At 75.7% G+C, this 23,633-nt stretch carries 19 protein-coding genes and 1 riboswitch; of the genes, 8 read left to right on the forward strand and 11 right to left on the reverse strand.

Going from position 1 to position 23,633, the window contains the following annotated elements; all coding sequences use genetic code 11:
- Positions 1 to 67: 67 nt before the first annotated feature.
- Positions 68 to 3,166 (forward strand): ABC transporter substrate-binding protein, encoded by a 3,099-nt coding sequence (locus tag BLR33_RS36735; RefSeq protein ID WP_093784709.1) that lies wholly within the window; start codon positions 68 to 70, stop codon positions 3,164 to 3,166.
- A gap of 147 nt (positions 3,167 to 3,313) precedes the next feature.
- Here the strand turns inward: BLR33_RS36735 and cobC are convergent, their stop codons facing one another.
- From cobC to BLR33_RS13970, 9 genes are all read right to left on the reverse strand, one after another.
- Positions 3,314 to 4,366, reverse strand: a complete 1,053-nt coding sequence (gene cobC / locus BLR33_RS36925; protein WP_176930258.1) for an Rv2231c family pyridoxal phosphate-dependent protein CobC — start codon at positions 4,364 to 4,366, stop codon at positions 3,314 to 3,316.
- Positions 4,367 to 4,600: 234 nt separating this feature from the next.
- Entirely contained in the window at positions 4,601 to 5,011 is a 411-nt protein-coding gene (locus tag BLR33_RS36930; protein ID WP_176930259.1) for a cobalamin biosynthesis protein, read from the reverse strand.
- Complete coding sequence (locus BLR33_RS13940) at positions 5,008 to 6,510, reverse strand: cobyrinate a,c-diamide synthase (RefSeq protein ID WP_176930260.1); 1,503 nt, start codon at positions 6,508 to 6,510, stop codon at positions 5,008 to 5,010. Before BLR33_RS13940 ends, BLR33_RS36930 begins: the two co-directional genes overlap by 4 nt.
- Positions 6,504 to 7,100, reverse strand: a complete 597-nt coding sequence (cobO, locus tag BLR33_RS13945) for a cob(I)yrinic acid a,c-diamide adenosyltransferase (protein WP_093784711.1) — start codon at positions 7,098 to 7,100, stop codon at positions 6,504 to 6,506. Before cobO ends, BLR33_RS13940 begins: the two co-directional genes overlap by 7 nt.
- On the reverse strand, positions 7,100 to 9,217 hold the full coding sequence (locus BLR33_RS13950; RefSeq protein WP_093784712.1) for a putative cobaltochelatase: 2,118 nt from the start codon (positions 9,215 to 9,217) through the stop codon (positions 7,100 to 7,102). The genes cobO and BLR33_RS13950 overlap by 1 nt, the downstream gene beginning before the upstream one ends.
- Before the next feature lie 124 nt (positions 9,218 to 9,341).
- Positions 9,342 to 10,847, reverse strand: coding sequence for a cobyric acid synthase (locus tag BLR33_RS13955; RefSeq protein ID WP_093784713.1), 1,506 nt, complete (start codon positions 10,845 to 10,847; stop codon positions 9,342 to 9,344).
- The gene (locus BLR33_RS13960) at positions 10,844 to 11,794 is read right to left on the reverse strand and encodes a cobalamin biosynthesis protein (protein WP_093784714.1); all 951 of its coding nucleotides are present in this window, start codon (positions 11,792 to 11,794) and stop codon (positions 10,844 to 10,846) included. Before BLR33_RS13960 ends, BLR33_RS13955 begins: the two co-directional genes overlap by 4 nt.
- 82 nt (positions 11,795 to 11,876) lie before the next feature.
- Positions 11,877 to 12,075, reverse strand: a riboswitch (cobalamin riboswitch).
- Positions 12,076 to 12,214: 139 nt separating this feature from the next.
- Positions 12,215 to 12,448: a hypothetical protein gene (locus BLR33_RS13965; RefSeq protein WP_093784715.1), complete on the reverse strand. Its 234-nt coding sequence runs from the start codon at positions 12,446 to 12,448 to the stop codon at positions 12,215 to 12,217.
- Positions 12,449 to 12,459: 11 nt separating this feature from the next.
- Entirely contained in the window at positions 12,460 to 13,872 is a 1,413-nt protein-coding gene (locus tag BLR33_RS13970; protein ID WP_093784716.1) for an inorganic phosphate transporter, read from the reverse strand.
- 350 nt (positions 13,873 to 14,222) lie between these two features.
- On the opposite strand from BLR33_RS13970, the gene BLR33_RS13975 reads away from it, so the two are divergent.
- The 3 genes from BLR33_RS13975 to BLR33_RS13985 all read left to right on the forward strand — a co-directional run bounded on the left by BLR33_RS13975 (position 14,223) and on the right by BLR33_RS13985 (position 17,764).
- Positions 14,223 to 14,867, forward strand: a complete 645-nt coding sequence (locus BLR33_RS13975) for a class II aldolase/adducin family protein (protein ID WP_093784717.1) — start codon at positions 14,223 to 14,225, stop codon at positions 14,865 to 14,867.
- 354 nt (positions 14,868 to 15,221) lie between these two features.
- Entirely contained in the window at positions 15,222 to 16,337 is a 1,116-nt protein-coding gene (locus BLR33_RS13980; protein WP_093784718.1) for an alpha/beta hydrolase, read from the forward strand.
- A gap of 53 nt (positions 16,338 to 16,390) precedes the next feature.
- Complete coding sequence (locus BLR33_RS13985; RefSeq protein WP_176930261.1) at positions 16,391 to 17,764, forward strand: hypothetical protein; 1,374 nt, start codon at positions 16,391 to 16,393, stop codon at positions 17,762 to 17,764.
- Between the two features lie 19 nt (positions 17,765 to 17,783).
- On the opposite strand, the gene BLR33_RS13990 is transcribed toward BLR33_RS13985, so the two are convergent.
- Positions 17,784 to 18,191, reverse strand: a complete 408-nt coding sequence (locus BLR33_RS13990) for a VOC family protein (protein ID WP_245771387.1) — start codon at positions 18,189 to 18,191, stop codon at positions 17,784 to 17,786.
- 386 nt (positions 18,192 to 18,577) lie between these two features.
- Between BLR33_RS13990 and BLR33_RS13995 the strand changes: the two genes are divergently transcribed.
- From BLR33_RS13995 to BLR33_RS14005, 3 genes are all read left to right on the forward strand, one after another.
- Positions 18,578 to 20,176 carry an ABC-F family ATP-binding cassette domain-containing protein gene (locus BLR33_RS13995; RefSeq protein WP_093784720.1) on the forward strand — a complete coding sequence of 533 codons (1,599 nt, stop codon included), beginning with the start codon at positions 18,578 to 18,580 and terminating at the stop codon, positions 20,174 to 20,176.
- A 386-nt stretch (positions 20,177 to 20,562) separates the two neighbouring features.
- Entirely contained in the window at positions 20,563 to 20,784 is a 222-nt protein-coding gene (locus tag BLR33_RS14000; RefSeq protein ID WP_037905890.1) for a helix-turn-helix domain-containing protein, read from the forward strand.
- A gap of 118 nt (positions 20,785 to 20,902) precedes the next feature.
- Positions 20,903 to 21,700: an enoyl-CoA hydratase/isomerase family protein gene (locus BLR33_RS14005; RefSeq protein WP_093784721.1), complete on the forward strand. Its 798-nt coding sequence runs from the start codon at positions 20,903 to 20,905 to the stop codon at positions 21,698 to 21,700.
- A gap of 401 nt (positions 21,701 to 22,101) precedes the next feature.
- Here the strand turns inward: BLR33_RS14005 and BLR33_RS14010 are convergent, their stop codons facing one another.
- The gene (locus BLR33_RS14010; RefSeq protein ID WP_093784722.1) at positions 22,102 to 22,953 is read right to left on the reverse strand and encodes a hypothetical protein; all 852 of its coding nucleotides are present in this window, start codon (positions 22,951 to 22,953) and stop codon (positions 22,102 to 22,104) included.
- A 133-nt stretch (positions 22,954 to 23,086) separates the two neighbouring features.
- Here BLR33_RS14010 and BLR33_RS14015 point away from each other — a divergent pair, with 133 nt between their 5' ends.
- Positions 23,087 to 23,581 (forward strand): Asp23/Gls24 family envelope stress response protein, encoded by a 495-nt coding sequence (locus BLR33_RS14015; protein WP_093784723.1) that lies wholly within the window; start codon positions 23,087 to 23,089, stop codon positions 23,579 to 23,581.
- The last annotated feature ends 52 nt before the right edge of the window (positions 23,582 to 23,633 follow it).

A 23,633-nucleotide genomic window follows, 5' to 3' on the forward strand; every position in this document is an offset into this window, starting at 1 on the left:
GCTGTCTGAGCCCGGCTGCGGGGGAGCAGACACGTATTCGCGCGGTGGGGCACGAGGGCGGGCGGGAATGAGCGACGGGCTGTTCGCGGGCAGGTACGACCTCGCGGAGCTGCTCGGCTCCGGCGGAATGGCACGGGTGCACAAGGCCCGCGACACCCGCATGGGCCGTACCGTCGCCATCAAGACGCTGCTGGCCGACCTCGCCCAGGACCCCGACGCGCGCCGCCGGTTCGCCCGCGAGGCGCACGCGGCCGGCGCCCTCAACCACCCCGGTATCGTCACCGTCCACGACCAGGACGAGGTCCACGACGGCGACACCATCGTGCCGTTCCTCGTCATGGAGTACGTCAGCGGCCGCACCCTGGCCCAACTCGTCCGCGAGCAGGCCCCGTTGGACCCCGCGCGGGCGGTGCGCATCACCTGCGACATCCTGGACGCGCTGGCCCACGCGCACGCGCACGGCACAGTCCACCGCGACGTGAAACCCGCCAACGTGATGATCACCGACGCGGGCCACCTCAAGGTCACCGACTTCGGCATCGCCCGCGTGCTGGACACCGACACCCGCCTGACCACCGCGGGCTCCTCCATCGGCACCCCCAGCTACATGTCGCCCGAGCAGATCAACGGCGGCGACGTGGACGCCCGCAGCGACATCTACGCGGTGGGCTGCGTGCTGACCGAACTCCTCACCGGGCACCCGCCGTTCCACGACGGCAACCCGCTGAACCTGATGTACCGGCACGTGCACACCGCGCCCCCGGCCCCTTCCGCCGCCAACCCCCGGGTGCCCGCACAGCTCGACGCCCTCGTGCTCGCCGCGCTCGCCAAGGACCCGGGCGAACGGCCCGCGGACGCCGGGGTGTTCCGGTCCTCGCTGTGGGCCTGGCTGACCGCCACCGACGCGCGGACGCTGACCGGCCCGGCCGCCGTCCTGCCCGCCGAGCCCGCCGACCGGCTCCCGCTAGGCAAGCAGACCCCGGCCGCCGACCCCCGCGCCACCTACGGCGTGGGCACCGCGCTGCCCTCGCTGCCGGCCCAGCCGGCCGCGCCCGAGTCGCCGGCGCAACCCGCCCCGCCCGTACCGTCCATACCCTCCGCCTCCTCCGCCCCCTCGGCCCCCGCCGCCCCTTCCACGGCGCCGCCGCCCTCGGCCTACGCCCACCCCGGCCCCTACGCGCCGCAGCACACCCCGCCGCCGAACGGGCCCCGCGCTCCCGAGCACCCCGCCTACTCGCGCAGCCCCCACGTGCCGCTGCCCCCGCCCTACCAGCCCGCCACCCCGCCGCCGGTGAACCTCGGCCACGCCGCGGCCGTGCCGCCCGTGCCCCCGGCCCGGGGCTGGAGCACCCGCCGCAAGGTGCTCACCGGCGTGGCCGGGGTGGCGGTGGCCGGGATCACCGTGTCAGTGGTGCTCGCCACCGGCGCCCTCAGCGGCGGCGGCCACCCGCACCACGACCCCACGCCGGGCCCCACGCACGCCGTCTCGGACGCGCTGGCCCGGCACGGCGGGGTCGCCGGCAGCGGCTACAACGGCGGGGTGAACGGCGTGGTCCGCGCCTCCAGCCGCAAGGGCGGCACCGTGCGGATCGCCGCGGCCTACCTCGACACGAGCATGCTGGACCCCGCGGACACCTACAACACCTCCGACTGGAACATCCAGCGGCTGCTGCTGCGCAAGCTCGTGGACTACGCCCCCGCGCCCGGCGACAAGGGCCGCAAGCTGCTGCCCGACCTCGCCACGAACACCGGCGAGGTCGGCCCGGACGGCCTGACCTGGACGTACCACCTCAAATCCGGGCTGCGCTTCCAGGACGGCTCGCCGATCACCTCCAAGGACATCAAGTACGGCGTCGAGCGCACCTTCGACCGCAGCGTGCACCCGGGCGGCCCCTCGTACTTCCCCGACCTGCTGGACGAGGGCCAGAACTACCCGGGCCCGTACAAGGACCCCGATCCGTCCAAGCTGGGGCTGCACTCGGTGACCACCCCCGACGACTCCACCATCGTCTTCAAACTCGCCAAGCCGGACAGCGACTTCCCCTACATCCTGGCCATGTCGATCGGCGCGCCCGTGCCGCAGGCCGCCGACACCGACGGCGGCCGGGGCTTCGAGACCCACCTGGTGGCCAGCGGCCCCTACGAGGTGGGCAGTTACGACCCGGGCAAGTCCCTGCACCTGGTGCGCAACCCCGAGTGGAGCCAGGCCACCGACCCCATCCGCACCCAACTGCCCTACGCCTTCGACGTGAAGGTCTACGCCACCCAGGACGAGGTCGAGCAGGCGCTCCTCGACGGCAACGCCGACCTGGACTTCGCCGCCTCGCTGCTCAGCAGCGGTACCCAGCAGGAGATCGTCGACGACCCGCGGAAGAAGGCGGACACCGACGCCGCCTACAGCGGCGCGACCCGCTTCCTGAGCCTGCAGACCGACGTGGCCCCCTTCTCGAACGCGGACTGCCGCAAGGCCGTGGAGTTCGCCGTGGACCGCTCGGCGGTGCGGACCGCGCTCGGCGGCCAGTACGCGGGCGGCGACGTGGCCACCACCATGCTGCCGCCCACCGACGACAGCTACGACCCGTCCGCCGCCCCCTACACCGGGCACGACGGCACGCCGGACATCGCCGCCGCCAAGACGCACTTGGCCGCCTGCGGCAAACCGGGGGGCTTCTCCGTCACCCTCGCCTCGGTCTCCAGCACCACCTCGCGCAGCGACGCCGCCGTGGAGGCCATCGCCGACTCCCTGGCGAGGGCCGGCATCACCGTGAAGCTCAAGAAGCTGAGCGCCACGGACTTCTACGACACCCTGCTCGACCCCGCCAAGCTGAAGAAGTCCGGCTGGGGCATCGCCTACACCTCCTGGGCCGCCGACTGGCCCACTGGCGGCGGCTTCCTGCGCGAACTCGTGGAGCCGGGCGGCGCCGCCAACTACCCCGGCCTGCGCGACACCCAGCTCACCGGCATGGTCGACCAGGCCGACGACCAGACCAGCCCGGCCGCCGCGGCCCAGGAGTGGACGAAGATCGACGCGCGTCTGATGCAGGACGCGGTGTACGTCCCGCTGGTCTACGACCGCCACTTGGTCTACCGCGGCCCCCACCTCACCAACGTCTACCAGCACCAGGTGATCGGGGGCATCGACCTGAGCGCGCTGGGAGCGGCGTGAGGGGTGCCGCTTCGTGCCCGGGGCCGCGGATGCGTGCGGCGGCTGGCGGGACCGACGCCGGCGGGCCGGGTGCGGCATGCGGGCCGGGCTCGGCGGCGACGGTGGGGGCCGTACGCCTGCTGTGTGCGGCGGGCGGTGGGGCCGGGCTCAGCGGGCCGGGCGCGGGGGCATCGCTGCGGCGAGGGCCGCGGTGAAGGCGTCGGTTGTGGGGCGGTCACGGACGGCGATCCGCAGCCACTGCGGGCCGAGGCCGGGGAAGGTGTCCGCACGGCGTACCGCGTAGCCCGCCGTCCGCAGCCGTTCCCGGACGTCGAGCGCGTCCGGCACCCGGACCAGGACGAAGGGCCCGGCGGGCGCCGCGACGGCGGACTCGACGCCCGGGACGTCCGCCAACCGCCGCAGCAGGTAGGCGCGGTCCGCCGCGATCCGCTCGGCCGCCCGTGCCGCCTCGGCCAGCGCGTGCGGCGCCATGCACGCCTCGGCCGCGACCAGTGCCGGGGTCGAGACCGGCCACAGCGGCTGGGCCGCGGCGAGCGCGGTCACCGTCCCGGCACCGGCGAGCACGTAGCCGACCCGCAGCCCCGCCAGGCCCCACGTCTTGGTGAGGCTGCGGAGCACCACCAGCCCAGGGACCTCGCGGGCGTCCGCCAGCGACTCCTTCTCGCCCGGCACCGCGTCCATGAACGCCTCGTCCACCACCAGGGTCCGGCCCGGACGGGCCAACTTCCTTATCAGCGCGGCCGGGTGGAGCACAGAGGTGGGGTTCGTGGGGTTGCCCAGCACGACGAGGTCCGCGTCCTGCGGGATGCGGGCCGGGTCGAGCCGGAAGCCCTCGGCGGGGTCGAGCAGGACGCGGTCCACCGCGTGGCCCGCCGCGAGCAGGGCGGCTTCCGGCTCGGTGAACTGCGGGTGGACCATGACCGCGTGCCGCGGGCGCAGGGTCCGGGCGAGCAGGACGAATGCCTCCGCGGCTCCCGCCGTGAGCAGGACCTCCTCGCTCGGCCTGCCGTGGCGCGCGGCCACCGCGCTGCGGGCCGCTGTGCCGTCCGGGTAGGCGGCGAGTCCCGCCACCGCGGCGGTGAGGCGTTCGGCGAGCCACGAAGGGGGCGTCCCCGTACGGACGTTCACCGCGAGGTCGGTCAGGCCGTCGGCGATCTCCGCGTCACCGTGGTGCCGCAGATCGGGCTCTTCGGGGGCCACGGGGTTGCTCCTCTCGGGTCACGGGGGCTACGGGGGTGGCGGGTCCTCTCCGTCCCCGGCCGCCGGGTCGGTCCTCAGCTGGGCGCGCAGTTCCCCGCGCCCCTCGGGGTGCGGGGTGCCCGTTGCGCGTCGTTGCCGGCTGCCGGCCTGCTCCCGGCCGGGCGCGCAGTTCCCCGCGCCCCTTGCGGGGTCCCGTCTGCCTGGCGGGGCTCTGTGCCGTGCTGAGGCCGGTGGTCACTTCTGGGGCTCCTCTGGCGGAGCAGTTCCTCGCGTCCCTTCGGGGGGTTCGGGGGTGGCTATGGCCAGCGTGGTGTGGGGGCCTTTTTGTTTGGGGAGGGCGAGGTGGGGGGTGGGGGCGGCGGCCAGGAGGGCGGCGGCTTCGGCTACCGAGGGGGTGGCGAGGTGGGGGAGGGCGGCCGGGGTGGGGACCGCGATCGCGGCGAGGGCCGCGGCGGGGTACGTGAGGATCGGGACCCTCAGGGCGCGGGCCGTCGCGGCGATGGCGGGGTGGGTCTCCTTGCCGGCCAGGGTGGCCAACGCGGCGACCTCGCCCGGGACTCGGGCGAGGGCCGTACGGAGGAGGGTGGCGAGCTCCTCGGGGGTGGCCGAACTGCTCGCGCCCACACCGACGTAGAGCGTGGTCACCGTGGGGTCCGGGCGATGGCGCAGGCGGTCACGAAGCGGTGGGGGAGGGATGGGTCGGCGGCCCAGTGCGTGTGCAGATAGGACGCGTGCAGGCGGGCCTGGACGAAGCCCTCGGTACGGCGTTCCGGCCGTACCAGGCCCCACGCCGGGTCCGGGCCCGCGCCCGGCTCGACCCGCGTGCGGTGGAACTCGTGGCCCCTCATACGGGTGCCCGCGGCGGCGAGCACGCTGCCGGTCACGGCGACCGCCTCGCGGTAGCCGAGGGTGAGCCGTTCGGTCATCGCGGCCTTCGCGGGCACCACCCCGCACATCGGGTGTCCGTCCAACTCCCGTACGAGGTAGAGCAGTCCGGCGCACTCGGCGGCGATCGGACCGGTGAACGCGGCGACGTGGCGGCGCAGCGAGGCATTGGCCGACAACTGCGGCCCGTACACCTCGGGGAAGCCGCCGCCGATCACCAACCCGGCGGTGCCCTCGGGGAGTTCCTCGTCGTCCAGCGGGTCGAAGCCCACGACCTCAGCGCCCGAGGCGGCGAGCAGTTCCTCGTGCTCGGCGTAGGCGAAGGTGAAGGCCGCGCCCCGCGCCACAGCGACGACAGGACGCGCGAGCCGGCGGCTGGGCTCCGCGAATTCCGGCTCCACGAGGGGTGCTCGTGCGGCCACCGCCGCGAACGCCGCTTCCGTGGATCCTGCCGCGGTGGGGGGTGCTCCCGGGGAGCCCGCGTTCGCGGTTCCTGCCCCCGCGGAGGCCGCCCGGGCCATCGCCGCCTCGGCTGCCGGGTCCCACGGGGTGGCGGTCAGGGGCGGGGCCGAGCGGGCCAGGGAGAGCAGCGCGGGGAGGTCGCAGGCCGCGGAGACGCGGTCGCCTACTGCTCGTGTCCAGGCTGCTGCCTCGGTGGCGCGTTCGGTGGCCGGGATCAGTCCCAGGTGGCGGGCGGGGACGCCGAGGACGTCGTCGCGGCGCAGGACGCCGAGGACGGGGACGCCGGACTCCTCCAGGGCCTTGCGCAGGATCGCCTCGTGGCGGTCGGAGCCGACCTTGTTGAGGATCACCCCGCCGAGGCGGACGGCGGTGTCGAAGGAGGCGAAGCCGTGCACGAGGGCGGCCACCGAACGCGCCTGCGCGGAGGCGTCGACCACCAGCACGACGGGCGCCCGCAGCAGCTTGGCCACGTGCGCGGTGGAAGCGGTCTCGCCCAGGCCGGCCGCACCGTCGAAGAGCCCCATCACGCCCTCGACCACGGCGAGTTCGCAGCCGCGGGCGCCGTGCAGGAAGAGCGGGGCGATCCGCTCGGGCCCGCACAGGTAGGGGTCGAGGTTGCGGCCGGGGCGGCCGGTGGCGAGCGCGTGGTAGCCGGGGTCGATGTAGTCGGGGCCCACCTTGTGCGGGGAGACCGCCAGGCCGCGCGCGGCGAAGGCGGCCATCAGCCCGGTGGCCACCGTGGTCTTGCCGCTGCGCGAGGAGGGCGCGGCCACCACCAGCCGCGGCACGCTCACCACTCGATCCCCCGCTGCCCCTTCTGGCCGGTGTCCATCGGGTGCTTCACCTTGCCCATCTCGGTCACCAGGTCGGCGGCGTCGAGGAGTTCGGCGGGTGCGTTGCGCCCGGTGACCACCACGTGCTGGGTCCCCGGCCGCTCGCGCAGCACCTCGACGACCTCGGCGACCGGCACCCAGCCCCAGTGCATCGGGTAGGCGAACTCGTCGAGCACGTAGAGCCGGTAGGTCTCGGCGGCCAGATCCCGCTTGACCTGCTCCCAGCCCTCGCGGGCGGCCTCCTCGCTGGAGGCGAGGTCGCGCTGCACCCACGACCAGCCCTCGCCCATCTTGTGCCAGGCCACGCTGCCGCCCTCGCCGGAGGCGCCCAGCACCCGCAGCGCCCGCTCCTCGCCCACCTTCCACTTCGCGGACTTCACGAACTGGAACACCCCCACCGGCCAGCCCTGGTTCCAGGCCCGCAGCGCGAGCCCGAAGGCGGCCGTCGACTTGCCCTTGCCCGGCCCGGTGTGCACGATCACCAGCGGCCGGTTCCGCCGCTGACGGGTCGTCAGCCCGTCCTCCGGCACCACGCTCGGCTTCCCCTGCGGCATCAGGCGGCCCTCCGTACGTTCTTCACCAGTGCGGACACCGTGTCGGCCCGCAGCTCCCGCAGGGCCACCGTGACCCCGCCCAACTCGCCCGCGAGCGCGCCCGCCAGGCCCAGCCGCACCGGACCCGTCTCGCAGTCCACGACCACCGACGCGACCCCGGAGGCGGCCAGCAGCCGGGCCGCCCTGGCCGCGCGCGCCACCGGCTCGGGCCCGCCCGTCGCCCGCCCGTCGGTCACCACCACCAGCAGCGCCCGGCGCGCGGGGTCGCGCAGCCGCTCCACCCGCAGCACCTCGTGCGCCCGCAGCAGCCCGGCGGCCAGCGGGGTGCGGCCGCCGGTCGGCAGCCGCTCCAGCCGGGCCGCCCCGGTGTCCACCGACGACGTCGGCGGAAGGGCCACCTCGGCGCGGCTGCCACGGAAGGTGACCAGGCCGACCTTGTCCCGCCGCTGGTAGGCGTCCAGCAGCAGAGAGAGCACCGCGCCCTTGACCGCGCCCATCCGCTGCCGGGCGGCCATCGAACCGGAGGCGTCCACGACGAAGAGCACGAGGTTGCCCTCGCGGCCCTCGCGGACGGCCTCGCGCAGGTCGTCCCGGCGCAGCACGAGGCCGGGCCCGCGCCGGCCGCGCGCCCGCTGGTGCGGCGCCGCCGCCCGTACGGTGGCGGCCAGGTGCAGCGCGCCCAGCCGCCCGCGCGGCCGCTCTGCCCCCGTCGTGCGCCCGCTCGCCGTCCGCGCCCGCGACCTGCGCCCGTCCGCGCCCTGGCCGACACCGGGAACGGTGAGCATACGGGTCCGGTACGGTTCGCCGGCCGCGGCGGGCGGCTGCTCGGCGGCGCCGCCAGGAGCCGAAGGGGCGGGGCCGGGCTCGGCGGGCTCGGAGGAGGGCCCGGCCTGGTCGTGCTCGGACGACGTTGCTCCGGACGGGGCGGGCTCGGGCGCGCGCTGGGGCGGCAGACCGCCGCCAGGACCGCGGTCCGGGCCGTCGGGACCTCCCTCAGGCCCGCCGTCGGGACCGTCCGGATCGTCGCCCGGCTCCTCGCCCTCCGTCGACTGCGGTTGCGACTGCGCCTGCTCCCGTTCCCGCGCCTGCTCCTGCTCGGCCTCGCGCCGGGCCTGCTCCAGCACCTCGTCCAGCCGCTGCTCGTCCAGTCCGGGCGCGTCGAAGGGGTTGCGGCGGCGCCGGTGCGGCAGGGCGAGCAACGCGGCCCGGCGCACGTCCTGTTCGGCGGCCTCGTCCCGGCCGTCCCAGGCGGCGAGCGCCACCGCGGTACGGGCCATGACGATGTCCGCGCGCATCCCGTCCACCTCGAAGGCCGCGCACGTGGCCGCGATCTGCCGCAGTTCGGTGTCGCCCAGCCGCACTTTCGGCAGCAACGCCCGTGCGGCCACGATGCGTTCGCGCAGCTCCCGCTCCTGCTCGGCCCAACGGGCGGCGAACGCCGCGGGATCGGCGTCGTAGGCGAGCCGGCGCCGCACCACCTCCACCCGCGGCCCCGTCTCGCGGGCGGCGGCGACCTCCACGGTCAGGCCGAAGCGGTCGAGCAACTGCGGCCGCAGCTCGCCCTCTTCGGGGTTCATCGTGCCCACCAGCAGGAAGCGGGCCGCGTGCCGGACGGACACCCCCTCGCGCTCGACATAGCTCGCACCCGTGGCGGCCGCGTCCAGCAGGGCGTCCACGAGGTGGTCGCCGAGCAGGTTCACCTCGTCGACGTAGAGGACACCGCGGTGGGCGTCGGCGAGCAGCCCCGGCTCGAAGGCGCGCACGCCCTCGGCCAGGGCCCGTTCGATGTCGAGCGCGCCCACGAGCCGGTCCTCCGAGGCGCCCACGGGCAGTTCGACCAGCCGCGCCGGGCGCCGCTCGGCGCCCGCCCCCGGCGGGTGCGGGCCGTCCGGGCAGGCCGGGTCGGGCGCGGCCGGGTCGCAGCAGAACCGGCAGCCCGGCACCACGTCCACCGCCGGCAGCAGCGACGCCAGCGCCCGCACGGTCGTGGTCTTGGCGGTGCCCTTCTCGCCGCGGACCAGGATGCCGCCCACCGCGGGGCTGACGGCGTTGAGCACCAGCCCCAGCCGCAGGTCGTCCTGACCGACGACGGCCGAGAACGGGTAGGGGGCGCTCATGGGGCGATCACTCCTCGGGAGACGGGGGCAACGGCGGGTGCGGGCAGGGCGGTCGGCGCGGCCGCGCGGTCAGCGGGCCGAAGGCGGCCCCCAACAGTCGCCCCCAGCAGGGCACATGGCGTGTTCACGGTGCCCCCGGCGGCAGGAACGGCAGATCCTGCGGCGGTCCCTGCTCGATCAGCCGCAGCAGCGCATCGGTGTCCGCGTGCTCCTCGACCAGATCGGCCAGCCGCTCCAACTGGGCCTCGCGCAGGGCCGCGAACCTGGTGCCGGGGGCGGGCTCGAAGCGGCGGCCCGCGGCCGCGGCGACCCGGCGCAGGAACTCGCGCCGGAAGCCGTCGCTCTCCAGCGAGCCGTGCCAGTGGGTGCCCCACACCGCGCCCACCCGGCACCCGTCGAGGAACGGCTCCTCGCCGCCGAGGAGTTCGGCCACCCCGTGGTGGATCTCGTAGCCGGCCACCGGCTCGCCGTACTGCGTGCCCTCCGGCCGGGCCAGGGTCTTCTCGCGGGCGAACCGCACCCGCAGCGGCAGCAGGCCCAGGCCCTTGACGACGCCCGCACCCGACTCCACGTCGTCGTCCACGAGTTCGCCGAGCAGCTGGAAGCCGCCGCAGATGCCGAGCACAGGCCGCCCCTCGGCCGCCCGGCGCGCCACCGCCTCGGCCAGGCCGCGCTCGCGCAGCCACCGCAGCGCCCGCACGGTCCCGCGGGTGCCGGGCAGAACCACGAGGTCGGCGTCCGCCAGCTCCTCCGGCCGGTCCACGAACCGGACGAGCACGCCCGGTTCGGCGGCCAGCGCGTCCACGTCCGTGAAGTTCGACATCAGCGGCACCGCGGCCACCGCCACCCGCAGCACCTCCTCGCCGTGCGGAGGTTCGGCCGGCGACTCGCGTACGGCGCCGCGCAGGGAGACCCGCAGGCCGTCCTCCTCGTCGATGCCGAGGCCGTGCGCGAAGGGCAGCACGCCGAGCGTGGGCCGGCCGGTCAGCCCCCGCAGCATGTCCAACCCCGGCTGCAGCAGGGAGACATCACCGCGGAACTTGTTGACGAGGTAGCCGGCGACCAGCCGCTGGTCGGCCGCCGACAGCAGGGCGGTGGTGCCGTAGAAGGCGGCGAACACCCCGCCGCGGTCGATGTCGCCGACGACCACGACCGGCAGCCCGGCCCGCCCGGCGACGGCCATGTTGACGATGTCGGTGCGGCGCAGGTTGATCTCGGCCGGGCTGCCCGCGCCCTCGCAGATCACAGCGTCGTGGGTGCGCCCCAGCTCCTCCAGGCACTCCACCACCGTGTCCAGCAGCGCCGCCTGGCGCCCCCCGTGGTAGCCGCGCGCGCTCAACTCGCCCACGGGCTTGCCGAGGACGATCACCTGGCTGCTGCGCTCGCCGCCCGGCTTGAGCAGCACCGGGTTCATCAGCGCGGACGGCTCCACCCGTGCGGCGGCGGCCTGCATCGCCTGCGCCCGGCCGATCTCGGCGCCCTCCCTGGTGACGAAGGAGTTGAGCGACATGTTCTGGCCCTTGAAGGGCGCCACCCGCACGCCCTGCCGGGCCAGCCAGCGGCAGATGCCCGCCGTCACCACGCTCTTGCCGGTGTCCGAGCCGGTCCCGGCGACCAGCAGCCCCTTCACGCACGCCTCCTGGCAGCTCCGCGGGCGAGGCGGACGGCGACCGCCGTGCCCAGCGCGAGCGCGCACACCCGGCGGGAGAGCCGGATCGCGCGCGGGATGTCGGCGGCGGCCGGCGGGCGGAACTCCCGCCCCAGCACGGCCCGGTGCTCGGCCCGGCCGCCGTAGGAGAGCGGGCCGCCCAGCCGCAGCCGCAGCGCCCCGGCGAAAGCGGCCTCCACCGGCCCGGCGTTGGGGCTCGGGTGGCCGCCGGCGTCCCGCCGCCACACGGCCAGCGCGCTGCCCGGACACGGCCCCGCGGCCACCGCGAGCAGCGCGGTGAGCCGGGCGCCGGGCCAGCCGGCCGCGTCGTCCAGCCGGGCCGCCGCCCAGCCGAAGCGGAGGAAGCGCGGCGAGCGGTGGCCCACCATCGCGTCCAGAGTGTTGACCGCGCGGAAGCCGATCAGGCCCGGCACACCGGCCAGCGCGCCCCACACCAGGGCGCCCACCACCGCGTCGGAGGTGTTCTCGGCCACGGACTCCACCACGGCCCGGGCGATCCCGTCGGCGTCCAGCTGCTGCGGGTCGCGCCCGCACAGGTGCGGCAGCCGGTCCCGGGCCGCCGCGAGGTCGCCCGCCTCCAGCGCGGCCCCGACCGCCCGGGCCTCGCGGGCCAGCGAGGTGCCGCCCAGCACCGACCAGGTGGCCGCCGCCGTCAGCGCCACACCGAGCACGGGGGAGCGGCGGGCCGCCCGCTCGGCCAGCGCGGCCGCGCCTGCGGCGGCGCCCACGCACAGCGCGGTGTGCAGGGCCCCGGCGGCGCGGTCGTCGCGCCACAGCCGCCGTTCCAGCGCGGCCGCGGCCCGGCCGAACCCGGCCACCGGGTGACCGCGGCGGGGGTCGCCGGCCAGCAGGTCGCAGGCGAAGCCGAGGGCGGCGCCGTACGCGAAGACGCGGTCGGCACGCCTCATGGGCGGGTCATTTCGGCGGCCGGGAAGGCCGCGTGGGCGTGCCGGGCATCGACGGGTCCTCACTCAGGGTCCGCGCCCTGGATCGACGTGACCGGCGGTGAGAGTCTCCTGGCTCCCGGATCAACGCACTCCCGGCCTTCCAGCCGGACCGATCCGGCCGTGACGTACGGATGTTGGGAGTGCACTCCCCGGTGACAGTGGCGGGACCGCGCCGGATTCGCACCGGACTTCCTCTCCTGCCGCCGTATGGCTCCCGGCAGTTCACCACGGACCGCAAATGCCGTCAACTCGCCCTTGACCTGCGGCGGAGGAGTGTGGCGGGCCCCACACGGGCCTGGCGCGCGGCCGGAACCCGTTGCGCGCGGGGCCCGTACGCGGACGGCGTACGGGCCCCGCGCGCCGGTCGGGCGCGGCCGTGGGTCAGCCGGCGATGAGCGAGATGCCGTAGGCGACGGCGGCCGCGCAGGCGGCGAAGCACAGGCAGGCGCCCGTACGGCCGAGTGCGACGGCTCCGCCGCGGGCGGGCGCGGCGCTCTCGCCCCCGCCGCGGCGGGACATGCCGAGGATGCCGAGGGTGAAGATCCCGACGAGGCCCACCGTGGACAGGAGGGTGACGGCGAAGACGGTGCCGAGCGCGTGCCAGTCGATGCTCATGGAAGTGCCCTTCAGGCCGTGGTGGGAGCGGGCGGCGGGGTGACGGCGGCGACGGCCGCGGGCGCGACGGGCGCCCGCACGGGGTCGAGGACCGCGGGGAGTTCGGCTCCGGCGGCACCGGTGGCATCGGCGGTACCGGGGACACGCGCGGCGTCGGCGGGCCCTGCCGTGGACGCGGCGAGCGCGGCCGCCTCGGCCGCGGACGGCCGGACGGCGGCAGGCGCGGGCGCCGCGCCCGTTTCGGCCGCCTCCGGTACGGCGCCTGCCGCCGGAACCTGCTGCGGCGCCGTCACCGGGGTCGCCGCCGGCTCGGCCGGCAGGCCGACGCTGTTGACGTTCGCGTGGGTGACCGGGCGGCGGCGGGAGATCGTACGGGCCGCCGCGCAGGCGGCCAGGCCGATGGCGCCGACCACCGTGACGCCCCAGGTGCCCCGGTCGGTGAGGAGGGTGGCGGCGCCGGCGACCAGGCCCGCGGCCGGCAGCGTGAGCGCCCAGGCGGCGACCATGCGGCCCGCGGTGCCCCAGCGGATCGCGGCACCCTTGCGGCCCAGGCCCGCGCCCAGCACCGAGCCGGTGCAGACCTGCGTGGTGGACAGCGCGAAGCCCAGGTGCGAGGAGGCGAGGATGGTGGCCGCGGCGCCGGTCTGGGCGGCGAAGCCCTGCTGCGGCTGGATGTCGGTGATGCCGTGCCCGACGGTGCGGATGATCCGCCAGCCGCCGATGTACGTGCCGAGCGCGATGGCCGTGCCCGCGCTGACGATCACCCACAGCGGCGGGTTGGAGCCGGGCGCGATGACGCCGCCGGTGATGAGGGTCAGGGTGATGACGCCCATGGTCTTCTGCGCGTCGTTGGTGCCGTGGGCGAGCGAGACGAGCCCGGCCGAGGCGATCTGCCCGGCCCGGTAGCCCAGCGAGGTGGCCGCGGGGTCGGTGTTGCGGCCCAGCCGGTAGGTGAGCCGGGTGGCGAGCATGGCGGCGAGCCCGGCGACGAAGGGCGCGGCGACCGCGGGGACGATCACCTTGGTGACCACCGCGTCCCCGTGCACCCCGTGCGTGCCCACCGAGACGAGCGTGGCGCCGATCAGGCCGCCGAAGAGCGCGTGCGAGGAGCTGGAGGGGAGCCCGGCGAGCCAGGTCACCAGGTTCCAGACGATGGCGCCGACCAGCGCGGCGAAGATCATCGCGGGTCTGATCCCCGCCGACTCGTCCACGATGCCGCCGGAGATCGTCTTGGCGACCTCCACCGAGAGGAAGGCGCCGACGAGGTTGAGCACGGCCGACATGGCCACCGCGATCCGCGGCGCCAGCGCCCCGGTCGAGATGGTGGTCGCCATCGCGTTGGCGGTGTCGTGGAAGCCGTTGGTGAAGTCGAAGACGAGGGCGGTGGCGATCACGATTCCGATCAGGAGCGTGATGTGTTCCATGGACCCGGCATTCGTTCGGTGGGGCAGAGGCGAGGCGAACGTACGGAGCGATGATGAACGGAAGGTGAACTGAGAGCGGCTTCGGAGTGCCGACATGAATCATGGGTGAACGGGGGTCGATCGGAAAGGGTTGCGGCGCCACTCCTACCCGCAGTGACCAGGCGCTACGGGCCGCAGTACCGTGCGTCGTACGGCGGCACGCTCCTCGGCGGCGGACGACCGCGGGCCCGGCTGCCGTCCGGAGCGAGCCGGTCCGAGCCGGCGGGGGAGCCGACCGGGCACCGGCGGGACACTGACCGGACGCCGACCGAAGACCGGCGGGAGCCGGCGAGGACGAAGGGGAGCCCGCGATGGACGACGAGCAGCGGACCTGGGCCGAGGTGGTCGCCACCGCCCGCCGCAGCGTCGCCGACGGCCTGGTCGTCGGCACCTCGGGCAACGTCTCGGCCCGCGTCGGCGACCTCGTCCTCGTCACCCCCACCGGAGTGCCGTACGACCGGCTCGGCCCGGGCGACGCCGTCGCCGTCGAGCTGGCCACCGGGCGGCAGGTGCGCGGCACGCTGCGCCCCACCAGCGAACTGCCGCTGCACCTGGCCGTCTACCGCGCCACCACGGCCCGCGCGATCGTCCACACCCACGCGCCCCACGCCACCGCCGCCTCCACGCTCGTGGCCGAACTGCCCGCCGTCCACTACATGACCGCCGCCCTCGGCGGCCCCGTCCGCACCGCCGACTACGCCCTGTACGGCACGCAGGAGCTCGCGGACGCCGTGCTGCGAGCCCTGCGCGAGCACCGCACGGGCTGCCTGATGCGCAACCACGGCATGCTCACCCACGGCGACACCCTGGACGCTGCATACGATCGCACCGCGCAGCTGGAGTGGATGTGCCGCGTCTGGCTGCTGGCCCGCGCCACCGGCGAGCAGCCCGCCCTGCTCTCCCCTGCGCAGCTCGCGGAAGCCGCCGCGAAGTTCGCCGGCTACGGCCAGGGCTGAGCCCGCTCGCCCGGTCCGGCTGCCCGGACGCACCCGCAGCCGCTGCTGCGACCCGCCGCCCGGCCCACCCGCACCCAGCGGCCCCGAGATGCCGCTCCGGCCGCGCCGCCCGGCCCACCCGCACCCGGCGGTCCGGACATGCTGCTCGGCCCCGCCGTCCCGACCCGCTCGTGCCCGGACGCCGTCCGTACCTGCCGCTCCGGCCGCGCCACCCCGGCCCACTCGCGCCCGGACGCCGTCCGGGCATGCCGGTGCCGGGCCGGGGTAGCCGCTCCCGTTGGTGGGCCGCGGGGGCTCACCCGCTCGCACCGGTCTTGGTGCGGGCCCGGTCGACCCGGCACAGACTGGACAGCGATGCGCCTTCGATACGCGGTGGCCGCTGCGGCCACGACAGTGGTGGGTGCCGGTACGGCCGCGCTGGCGGCCGGCCGGTACGGGTCCGGTTTCGCCCTGAAGCCCTCGATCGCGGGACCGGCCCCCGAGGGCCTGGTCACCGTCCACCGCGCCACCGCCGACACCGTGGTGCTCACCCGCACCCCCGCGTCCGCCCGCCCCGGCATCTGGGGTCTGACCGGGCCGGGCGTGCACGCCACCATCGGCGAGGTGACGGAGCGCACCGGCCACTCGGTCACCCGGCGGCTGCTGCGGGTGGACCGCGGCACCCTGGACGCTGGCGCCTTCGTACGGTTCACCCCGCAGGCCTACCGCGGCGACCCGCGCAGCGCGTTCGGCCTGGACTTCACCGAGGTGCAGGTCACCGGCGAACTCGGGCTCATCCCCGCCTGGATGCTGCCCGGCGCCCGCGGCACCTGGGTGATCGCCGTGCACGGCGTCGGCGCCACCCGCGAGCAGGCGCTGCCGATCCTGCCCATGCTGCACCGCTACCGGCTGCCGGTCCTGGTGCCCGCCTACCGCAACGACCCCGGCGCCCCCGCCTCGCCGGACGGCCTCGGCCACCTCGGCGACACCGAATGGCGCGACCTGGACGCCGCCATGCGGTACGCGGTCGAGCACGGCGCCGCCCGGCTGGTCCTGCTCGGCTGGTCCACCGGCGCCACCATGGCGCTGCGGGCGCTGCACCAGTCGCCGGCCAGTGACCACGTCGGCGGCCTGGTGCTGGACTCCCCGGTGCTGGACTGGCGCTCCACCGTCACCGCCGCCGTACGCACCCGCGGCATGCCCAAGGCGCTCACCCCGCTGGCGGTCCGCGCCGCCGAGGGCCGCACCGGCCTGCACACCGGCCGCCACTCCGACGCCGCCGCGCCCGCCAGGATCACCGTGCCCACCCTGATCCTGCACGGCCCCGACGACCGCTTCGCGCCCTGGGACGCCTCCCGCGCACTGGCCGAGCGGCGCCCCGACAAGGTCGCCCTGCACCCGATCTCCGGCGCCCCCCACGCCGGCATGTGGAACGCCGGTCCGGAGGAGTACGAGGAGGCGCTGCGCCGCTTCCTGACCCCGCTCATGTGAGCACGTTCACACGCGGGTTTGGGATCTGGGCGCCGAACGGCGAGACTGATCCGGTGACGTCCCGTATCCCGCGAGACACTCCGCTCCGACTCGTCCCCCGCCGGCCGCTGAGCGCGGCCGGCAGGACCGCCACGACGCGCAGGTCCCGCCCTGCGCGCCCGCCCGAGGGCACGCCCTCGGTGCCCGCCCTGGCCCGCCTGGCCCGGGCCGAACTCGCCGACGCCGCCCGGCTCGCCCGCTGGGTGGGCGACCGCCCCGGCGGCGCAGGACCGGAGGGGACGCCGAACCGGGAGCTGCCCGCCGCGCTCCTCGCCGAGGCCGCCGCCGAACTCGGCCTGACGGCCGGCCAGATCCGCACCGCCTGGGACCGCGCCCGGCTGTCCGGGCTGATCGAGATCCACCACGGCACCGCCCGTCCCGGCTGGCGGCTGCGCGCCTGGGACGGCGACGACACCGCGGTGCTGCGCGGCTGGGTCGCGCTCTTCGACGCCTGGTCCCTGGCCCACCCGTTCCTGCCGGGCCCGGGCGGGCCCGACCCCGCCCTGGTCGCAGAAGTCATCGAGGCCGCGCCCCAGTTGCTCGCCCTGCTGCACCTCTCGCAGGGGCCGGTGCAGATCGACGCGCTGCTGGACCTGCTGCGCCAGCGGGTCGCCGAGCTGCGCACCGAGCGGCACGAGCCGCCGGCCGCGGGCGACCCGCTGCCCGCGCTGCTCACCTGGGCGCTGCAGGCCGCCACCGACGTGGGCGCGCTGCGCCCGCGCGACCCCGAGCGGCCCGACGAGGTGGCGCTGACCGCCCTGGGCAGCTGGGCGGTGTGGGTGAAGCTGGAGCAGATCTGCGTGGCCGCGCAGGGCCCGGCCGGCCACATGGAGCACTCCGCCGAGACGATGCTGCGGGCCAGTGCCGGCCTCTCGCCGGGCCCCGCCCGTGCCGAGTACCGGGCCTGGCTCGCCGCCCGCCCGGTCGGCTCCGCCGTGGCCGAGCTGCTGGAGGTCGCGCGCGGCGAGGACGCGCTGCTGCGCGGGCTGGCCTTCGAGGCACTGCGGGTGGTCGGTGCGCCGGCCGAGCCCGCCGTCGCCGAGGTCGTCAACGAGCCGGTGCTGCGCCCCTACGCGGTGCTCTGGCTGGCCGAGCTCGACGGCGGCGACGCGGAGACCGCGGCCGAACTGCTCACCCGCGAGGAGGCCACCTGGCTGTGGGTGGACACCGCGGCGGCCGTCGCCGACCACGGCGACGACCACCTGCTGGTCAGCCACCTGGAAGCGGCCGTGCAGGGCTCGGTGCGGGCCCTGCTGCAGGAGGTCCGCGAGGTCGGCCACCCGCGTACGGTGCAGGTGCTGGTCGCCCTTGCGGCGGCCCACCCGGACCCGGCGACGGCCAAGGCGATGCGCCGGGCCGCCTTCCAGGTCCACACCGGCGAGACCTGACCTCCCGAGCCCCGGGGGGTCAGGAGCCGGGCAGGTCGGGCGCGTAGGTGCCGAAGGACCACAGGTTGCCCTCCGGGTCGCGGGCGGTGTACTCCCGCGACCCGTAGTCCTGGTCGGTCGGCGGCCGCAGGATGTGCACCGCGCTGTGGGTGGCCGCGCGGTCGTGGTGGGCGTCCGGGTCGTCCACCACGACGTAGACGGACGAGGGGCCCAGGCCCGTGCCCGGGCGCCCCGGCTCGTCCTGCGGGCGGGCCGTGCCGAGCATCACCACGCCGTTGCCGTAGGCGAGTTCGGCGTGGGCGACGGTGCCGTCCTCGTTCTCGTACACGGCGATCTCCGTGAAGCCGAACGCCTCCTTCAGCAGCGCGATCGCCGCCTTGGCGTCCTCGTAGCGCAGGGCCGGGAAGACGGTGGGCCGGTGGGACATGGGCGCGCTCCCTCGTCGAAGGCCGCCGACCGGGTGTCGGCGGGACCGGGGCCGGCCGGCGACGGGCCGCAGCGGGCGCCGGCCGATGGTGCTTCTGCCCAAGTATGGGTGATTCCCGCCGCATTCGGGCGGCGGCGGACCGGCACCGGCCCGCGGGGGCGGCAAACCGCTTGCCCGGCCCCCGTAGACTGGTGCCATGGCAGTCCTGCTCCTCGATTAGCCCGGCCGCGTCCCGATCCGGCGCCGTCCCGGCGCCCGCCGACGCCTGCCCGACCGCCGTCCCGCGGTGCGCTGCGCCCGCCGCAGCCCGCGTCCCCAGCACGTCGCCTGCCGATCGCCCATCAGCCGCCTGCCAGTCGTCTGCCAACCGCCCTGGAGCTTCTCCCGTGATCACCGCCACCGGCATCGAGCTGCGCGCCGGCGCCCGCGTCCTGCTCGAATCCGCCTCCTTCCGTGTCGCCAAGGGCGACCGCATCGGCCTGGTCGGCCGCAACGGAGCCGGCAAGACCACCCTGACCAAGGTGCTGGCCGGCGAGGGCCAGCCCGCCGCCGGCAGCGTCACCGTCTCCGGCGAGGTCGGCTACCTGCCGCAGGACCCGCGCACCGGGGACCTCGACACCCTGGCCAGTGACCGCATCCTGGCCGCCCGCGGCCTCGACACGGTGCTGCGCAAAATGCGCGAGAACGAGGAGCGGATGGCGAACGGAAAAGGCGCCACCCGCGACAACGCGATGAAGAAATACGCCCGCCTGGAAACGGAATTCCTCACCAAGGGCGGATACGCCGCCGAGGCCGAGGCGGCCACCATCGCGGCCGCGCTCGGCCTGCCCGACCGCATCCTCGGCCAGCCGCTGCACACCCTGTCCGGCGGCCAGCGGCGCCGCGTGGAGCTGGCCCGCATCCTCTTCTCCGACGCCGACACCCTGCTGCTCGACGAGCCGACCAACCACCTCGACGCCGACTCCATCTCCTGGCTGCGGGACTACCTGAAGACCTACCGCGGCGGATTCATCGTCATCTCCCACGACGTGAACCTCATCGAGACGGTCGTCAACAAGGTCTTCTACCTCGACGCCAACCGCTCCCGCATCGACGTCTACAACATGGGCTGGAAGCTCTACCAGCAGCAGCGCGAGGCCGACGAGAAACGGCGCAGGCGCGAGCGGGCGAACGCCGAGAAGAAAGCCGCGGCGCTCAATTCCCAGGCCGACAAGATGCGCGCGAAAGCCACCAAGACGGTGGCCGCGCAGAACATGGCCCGCCGCGCCGAGAAGCTGCTCTCCGGCCTCGAGGAGGTGCGGCAGTCCGACAAGGTGGCCAAGCTGCGCTTCCCCGAGCCCGCGCCCTGCGGCAAGACCCCCCTGATGGCCCGCGGGCTGTCCAAGTCCTACGGCTCGCTGGAGATCTTCACCGACGTCGACCTCGCGGTGGACCGCGGCTCGCGGGTGGTCATCCTCGGCCTCAACGGCGCCGGCAAGACCACCCTGCTGCGCCTGCTGGCCGGCGTGGAGCAGCCCGACACCGGCGAGGTCACCCCCGGCCACGGCCTCAAGCTGGGCTACTACGCCCAGGAGCACGAGACGCTGGACCCCGAGCGGACCGTGCTGGAGAACATGCGCTCCTCGGCCCCCGACACCGACCTGGTCGAGATCCGCAAGATCCTGGGCTCCTTCCTGTTCTCCGGCGACGACGTGGACAAGCCCGCCGGTGTGCTCTCCGGCGGCGAGAAGACCCGCCTGGCGCTGGCCTCCCTCGTCGTCTCCAGCGCCAACGTGCTGCTGCTCGACGAGCCGACCAACAACCTCGACCCGGCCAGCCGCGCCGAGATCCTCAGCGCCCTGCACACCTTCACCGGCGCGGTCGTGCTGGTCACGCACGACGAGGGCGCGGTCGAGGCGCTGCAGCCGGAGCGGATCATCCTGCTGCCCGACGGGGTCGAGGACCTGTGGGGCCAGGACTACGCGGACCTGGTGGCGCTGGCCTGAGCCCGGCCGCTGCGCTGCGACGATGGGCCGATGGGCCGGATGATCATGTCGAATCGATCATTCGGCCCATCGTTGATCCTTCATCTGTATGAGGCGGCCTGGTACCGCCCCCCGACGCCCGGCCACCCGCCCGCCGCGGCCGCGGCAGGGCCGTGACGTCGGAAAACTCCTTACCGGAAGCGGCTGACCTGCCCATTTCCCGCGAGTGCCGTTCCGCCCCGGGAATTCATCCGCCGGAAATACCTCCGGCGCCGCGTTCCGGGCGGTCTATCCACCGCATTCGACTGGTGAATGTCCGGTGATGGACCTCGTCGAACGGGTGGCCAGGAACGCGTGCAGGGGTGATCATGAGAGTCCATAAGCGCACTTCCCTGGAGGAGGCACGGGTGGCCGAGACTCTGAAGAAGGGCAGCCGGGTGACCGGCGCCGCGCGCGAGAAGCTCGCGGCAGACCTGAAGAAGAAGTACGACTCCGGTGCGAGCATCCGGGCCCTGGCCGAGGAGACCGGCCGGTCCTACGGATTCGTCCACCGGATGCTCAGCGAGTCGGGCGTGACCCTGCGCGGTCGCGGCGGCGCCACACGCGGCAAGAAGGCCGACGCGGCCTGACCTCCGGCCGCCGGGCGGCCCAGCATGCTCCGGGCATCTCCCGCTCCCCGGCGGTCCGGTGCCGCGGCGAAGTGGTTACTCTTCGGTAATCATGTCCGCGGCCGCACGGAGGTGCCCGATGTCCGACGCCCCGCCCCTGCTCGAACGCGACGGGGTCCGGCTCACGCTGGACGCCGCCGGCACCGTCGCCCGGGTGGCCCTGTGCAACCCGGCCAAGCGCAACGCGCAGTCGCCGGCGCTGTGGCGGGCGCTCGCCGAGGCCGGCCGGCTGCTGCCGGGGACGGTGCGGGTCGTGGTGCTGACCGGGGAGGGCGTCTCCTTCTCCGCGGGCCTCGACCGGCAGGCGTTCACCCCCGACGGCTTCGACGGGGAGCCGTCCTTCCTCGACCTGGCCCGCGGCCCCCGGCCGGAACTGGACCGGACCATCGCCGGATACCAGGAGGCGTTCACCTGGTGGCGGCGCACCGACCTGGTCACGGTCGCCGCCGTCCAGGGCCACGCGATCGGCGCCGGCTTCCAACTCGCCCTCGCCTGCGACCTGCGGGTGTGCGCGGACGACGCGCAGTTCGCCATGCGCGAGACCTCGCTCGGCCTCGTCCCCGACCTCACCGGCACCAAGCCGCTGACCGAACTGGTCGGCTACGGGCGGGCCCTGGAGATCTGCGTGACCGGCCGCTTCGTGCACGCCGAGGAGGCCGTCCGGATCGGCCTGGCCAACCTGGTGGTGCCCGCCGCCGAACTCGCCGCGGCGGTGGACGACCTGGTCGCCGCCCTGCTCGCCCCGCCCCGCTCGGCGGTCAACGAGACCAAGGCCCTGCTGCGTTCCGCCCTCGTCCACGACGAGCCGGCCCAGTACGCGGCCGAGCGCGCCGCCCAGGGCCGCAGACTCCAGGACCTGGCGGGACTGGGCGAGTAGACGGCTCACGTCGCGCGAGCCGGCAGCGTGGCGGACCCTTACGGCGGCCCCTCCGTTCGCCAATGGCCCGCGCCCCGTGCCTCTTTCGGGGGACGCCCGGATGGGTCGTCGTTCGCCGCGCCACCACCCGTTCGCCAGTGCCCGCGCCCCGTTCGGGGGACGCCCGACCGGGCCCTCGGTTCGCCGCGCCACCGCACGTTCGGCCGCGGCTAGTACCCCCCTCGGCCCGCCGCGGCCCGCCGTGGCGGCCCGGTTCGGCGGGGCACGTCCTCGGGACTGCCGATGGGCGTGCCCACTGCCCGCCCGGCAATGAGCCGTGCCCCGCTCGGGACGCCGCGGCTACGGCCTGCCCGTCGAGGGCCCCGCTCGGGCCGCCGCCGCGTCCTCCGTACGGCGGAACGTCAGCCCACCGCCGTCACCACCACCGCGGCCGTCACCGGGCCCCGGGCGCCGTCTTGCGCGGCGCTCACGGCGGCGGCCGCGGCCCGGCGGGCGACATCGAGCGGGGGGAAACCGGGGGCCGTTGCCAACTGGATCTGCACCCGGCGGGCGGGCTCCTGCGGCGGCCGGGCGTCGCGGACGCGCAGCCCGGCGATCCCGGCCAGCTCCCGCGTCAGCCGCAGCACCCCCGGTACGGCTGCCACCGCGGCCCTGAGCGGCTCCGCGCGGTCCGCGGCGAGCGTGGGGCCCGGCACCGGACCCGCGGCCCGCACGGGGTCGTCCAGCGGCTCGCCCGCCGGACCCTCCTGGCCTTGCGCGCCTTCCTCGGCGTCCGCACCCGCCGCGTCCTGTGCGTCGTCCCCGCCGTCGAGCAGCCCCGTCACCCGCAGGTCCACCCGGGCCACCGGCAGCCCCACCCCGTCCGCGGCGGCCGCGAACAGCGCCTCGCGCAGCCGCTCGGCGCTGACCGGCAGCGGCTCGTCCGGGGCCGCGTCGAAGGCCGCCTCGATCCGCAGCGGCTGGTGCGGCAGCGCGCCCAGCGGTGCCGCTGCGGGGAGCTGACGGTCCGCCGGCCAGGCCTCCTCGCCGACAGGGACGTCGGCGCCGTCGGGGTCGTCGGGCCGGTCGGGTCCGTCCGGACCGGCCGCCAGGGTGCGCAGCCGCACCCCCGGCACGCCCGCGCAGGCCCGGCGCAGCGCCCGCACCGCCGCCCGCTCGGTGATCCACACCGCGTCCCCGGGCCCGCCCAGCGGCAGCAGCCGCCCCAGCGCGACCTGTTCCCGTACGGTGTCGGCAAGTCGGTCCACGGTCACCCGGCATCCTCCCGACGGCCGACCACTCGAACGGGGGGTCGGCGGAACCCTTCTCGCCGCATCCCCCAAGCGCGAAGGGGCATGCGCACATAGTGTGGGGCACGGAGCAGCCCAGACGGAGGGACGACTCGCGATGACGGACAGCGTGCAGCAGGCAGGGGGTGAGCGGGACGGCTCCCCGCTCACCGAGGGCAGGACCCTGGACAAGGGCAGTTCGAACCGCAGGGTGCTGGGCGACCCCGCCACCCGCGGGCGGACCACGATCGCCGACGGCGTGGTGGAGAAGATCGCCGGCCTCGCGGCCCGCGACGTGCTGGGCGTGCACGCGATGGGCACCGGCCTGTCCCGCACCTTCGGCGCCGTGCGCGACCGGGTGCCCGGCGGCGGCCGCTCGGTGACCCGCGGCGTCAAGGCCGAAGTGGGCGAGGTGCAGACGGCGCTCGACCTGGACATCGTCGTGGAGTACGGCGTCTCCATCGTCGAGGTCGCCCGCGCCGTGCGGGAGAACGTGATCGCCGCCGTGGAGCGGATGACCGGCCTGGAGGTCGTCGAGGTCAACGTCGCGGTCGGCGATGTCAAGCTGCCCGACGAGGAGGACGAGGACGACCGTGAGCAGCGGGTCCAGTAGCGCGTCCGGGCCGCCGGGCACCGGGCCTGACGGTCCGGCAGCCGGGCGGCCC

This window comes from Actinacidiphila guanduensis, assembly GCF_900103985.1.
Taxonomy (GTDB): Bacteria; Actinomycetota; Actinomycetes; order Streptomycetales; family Streptomycetaceae; genus Actinacidiphila; species Actinacidiphila guanduensis.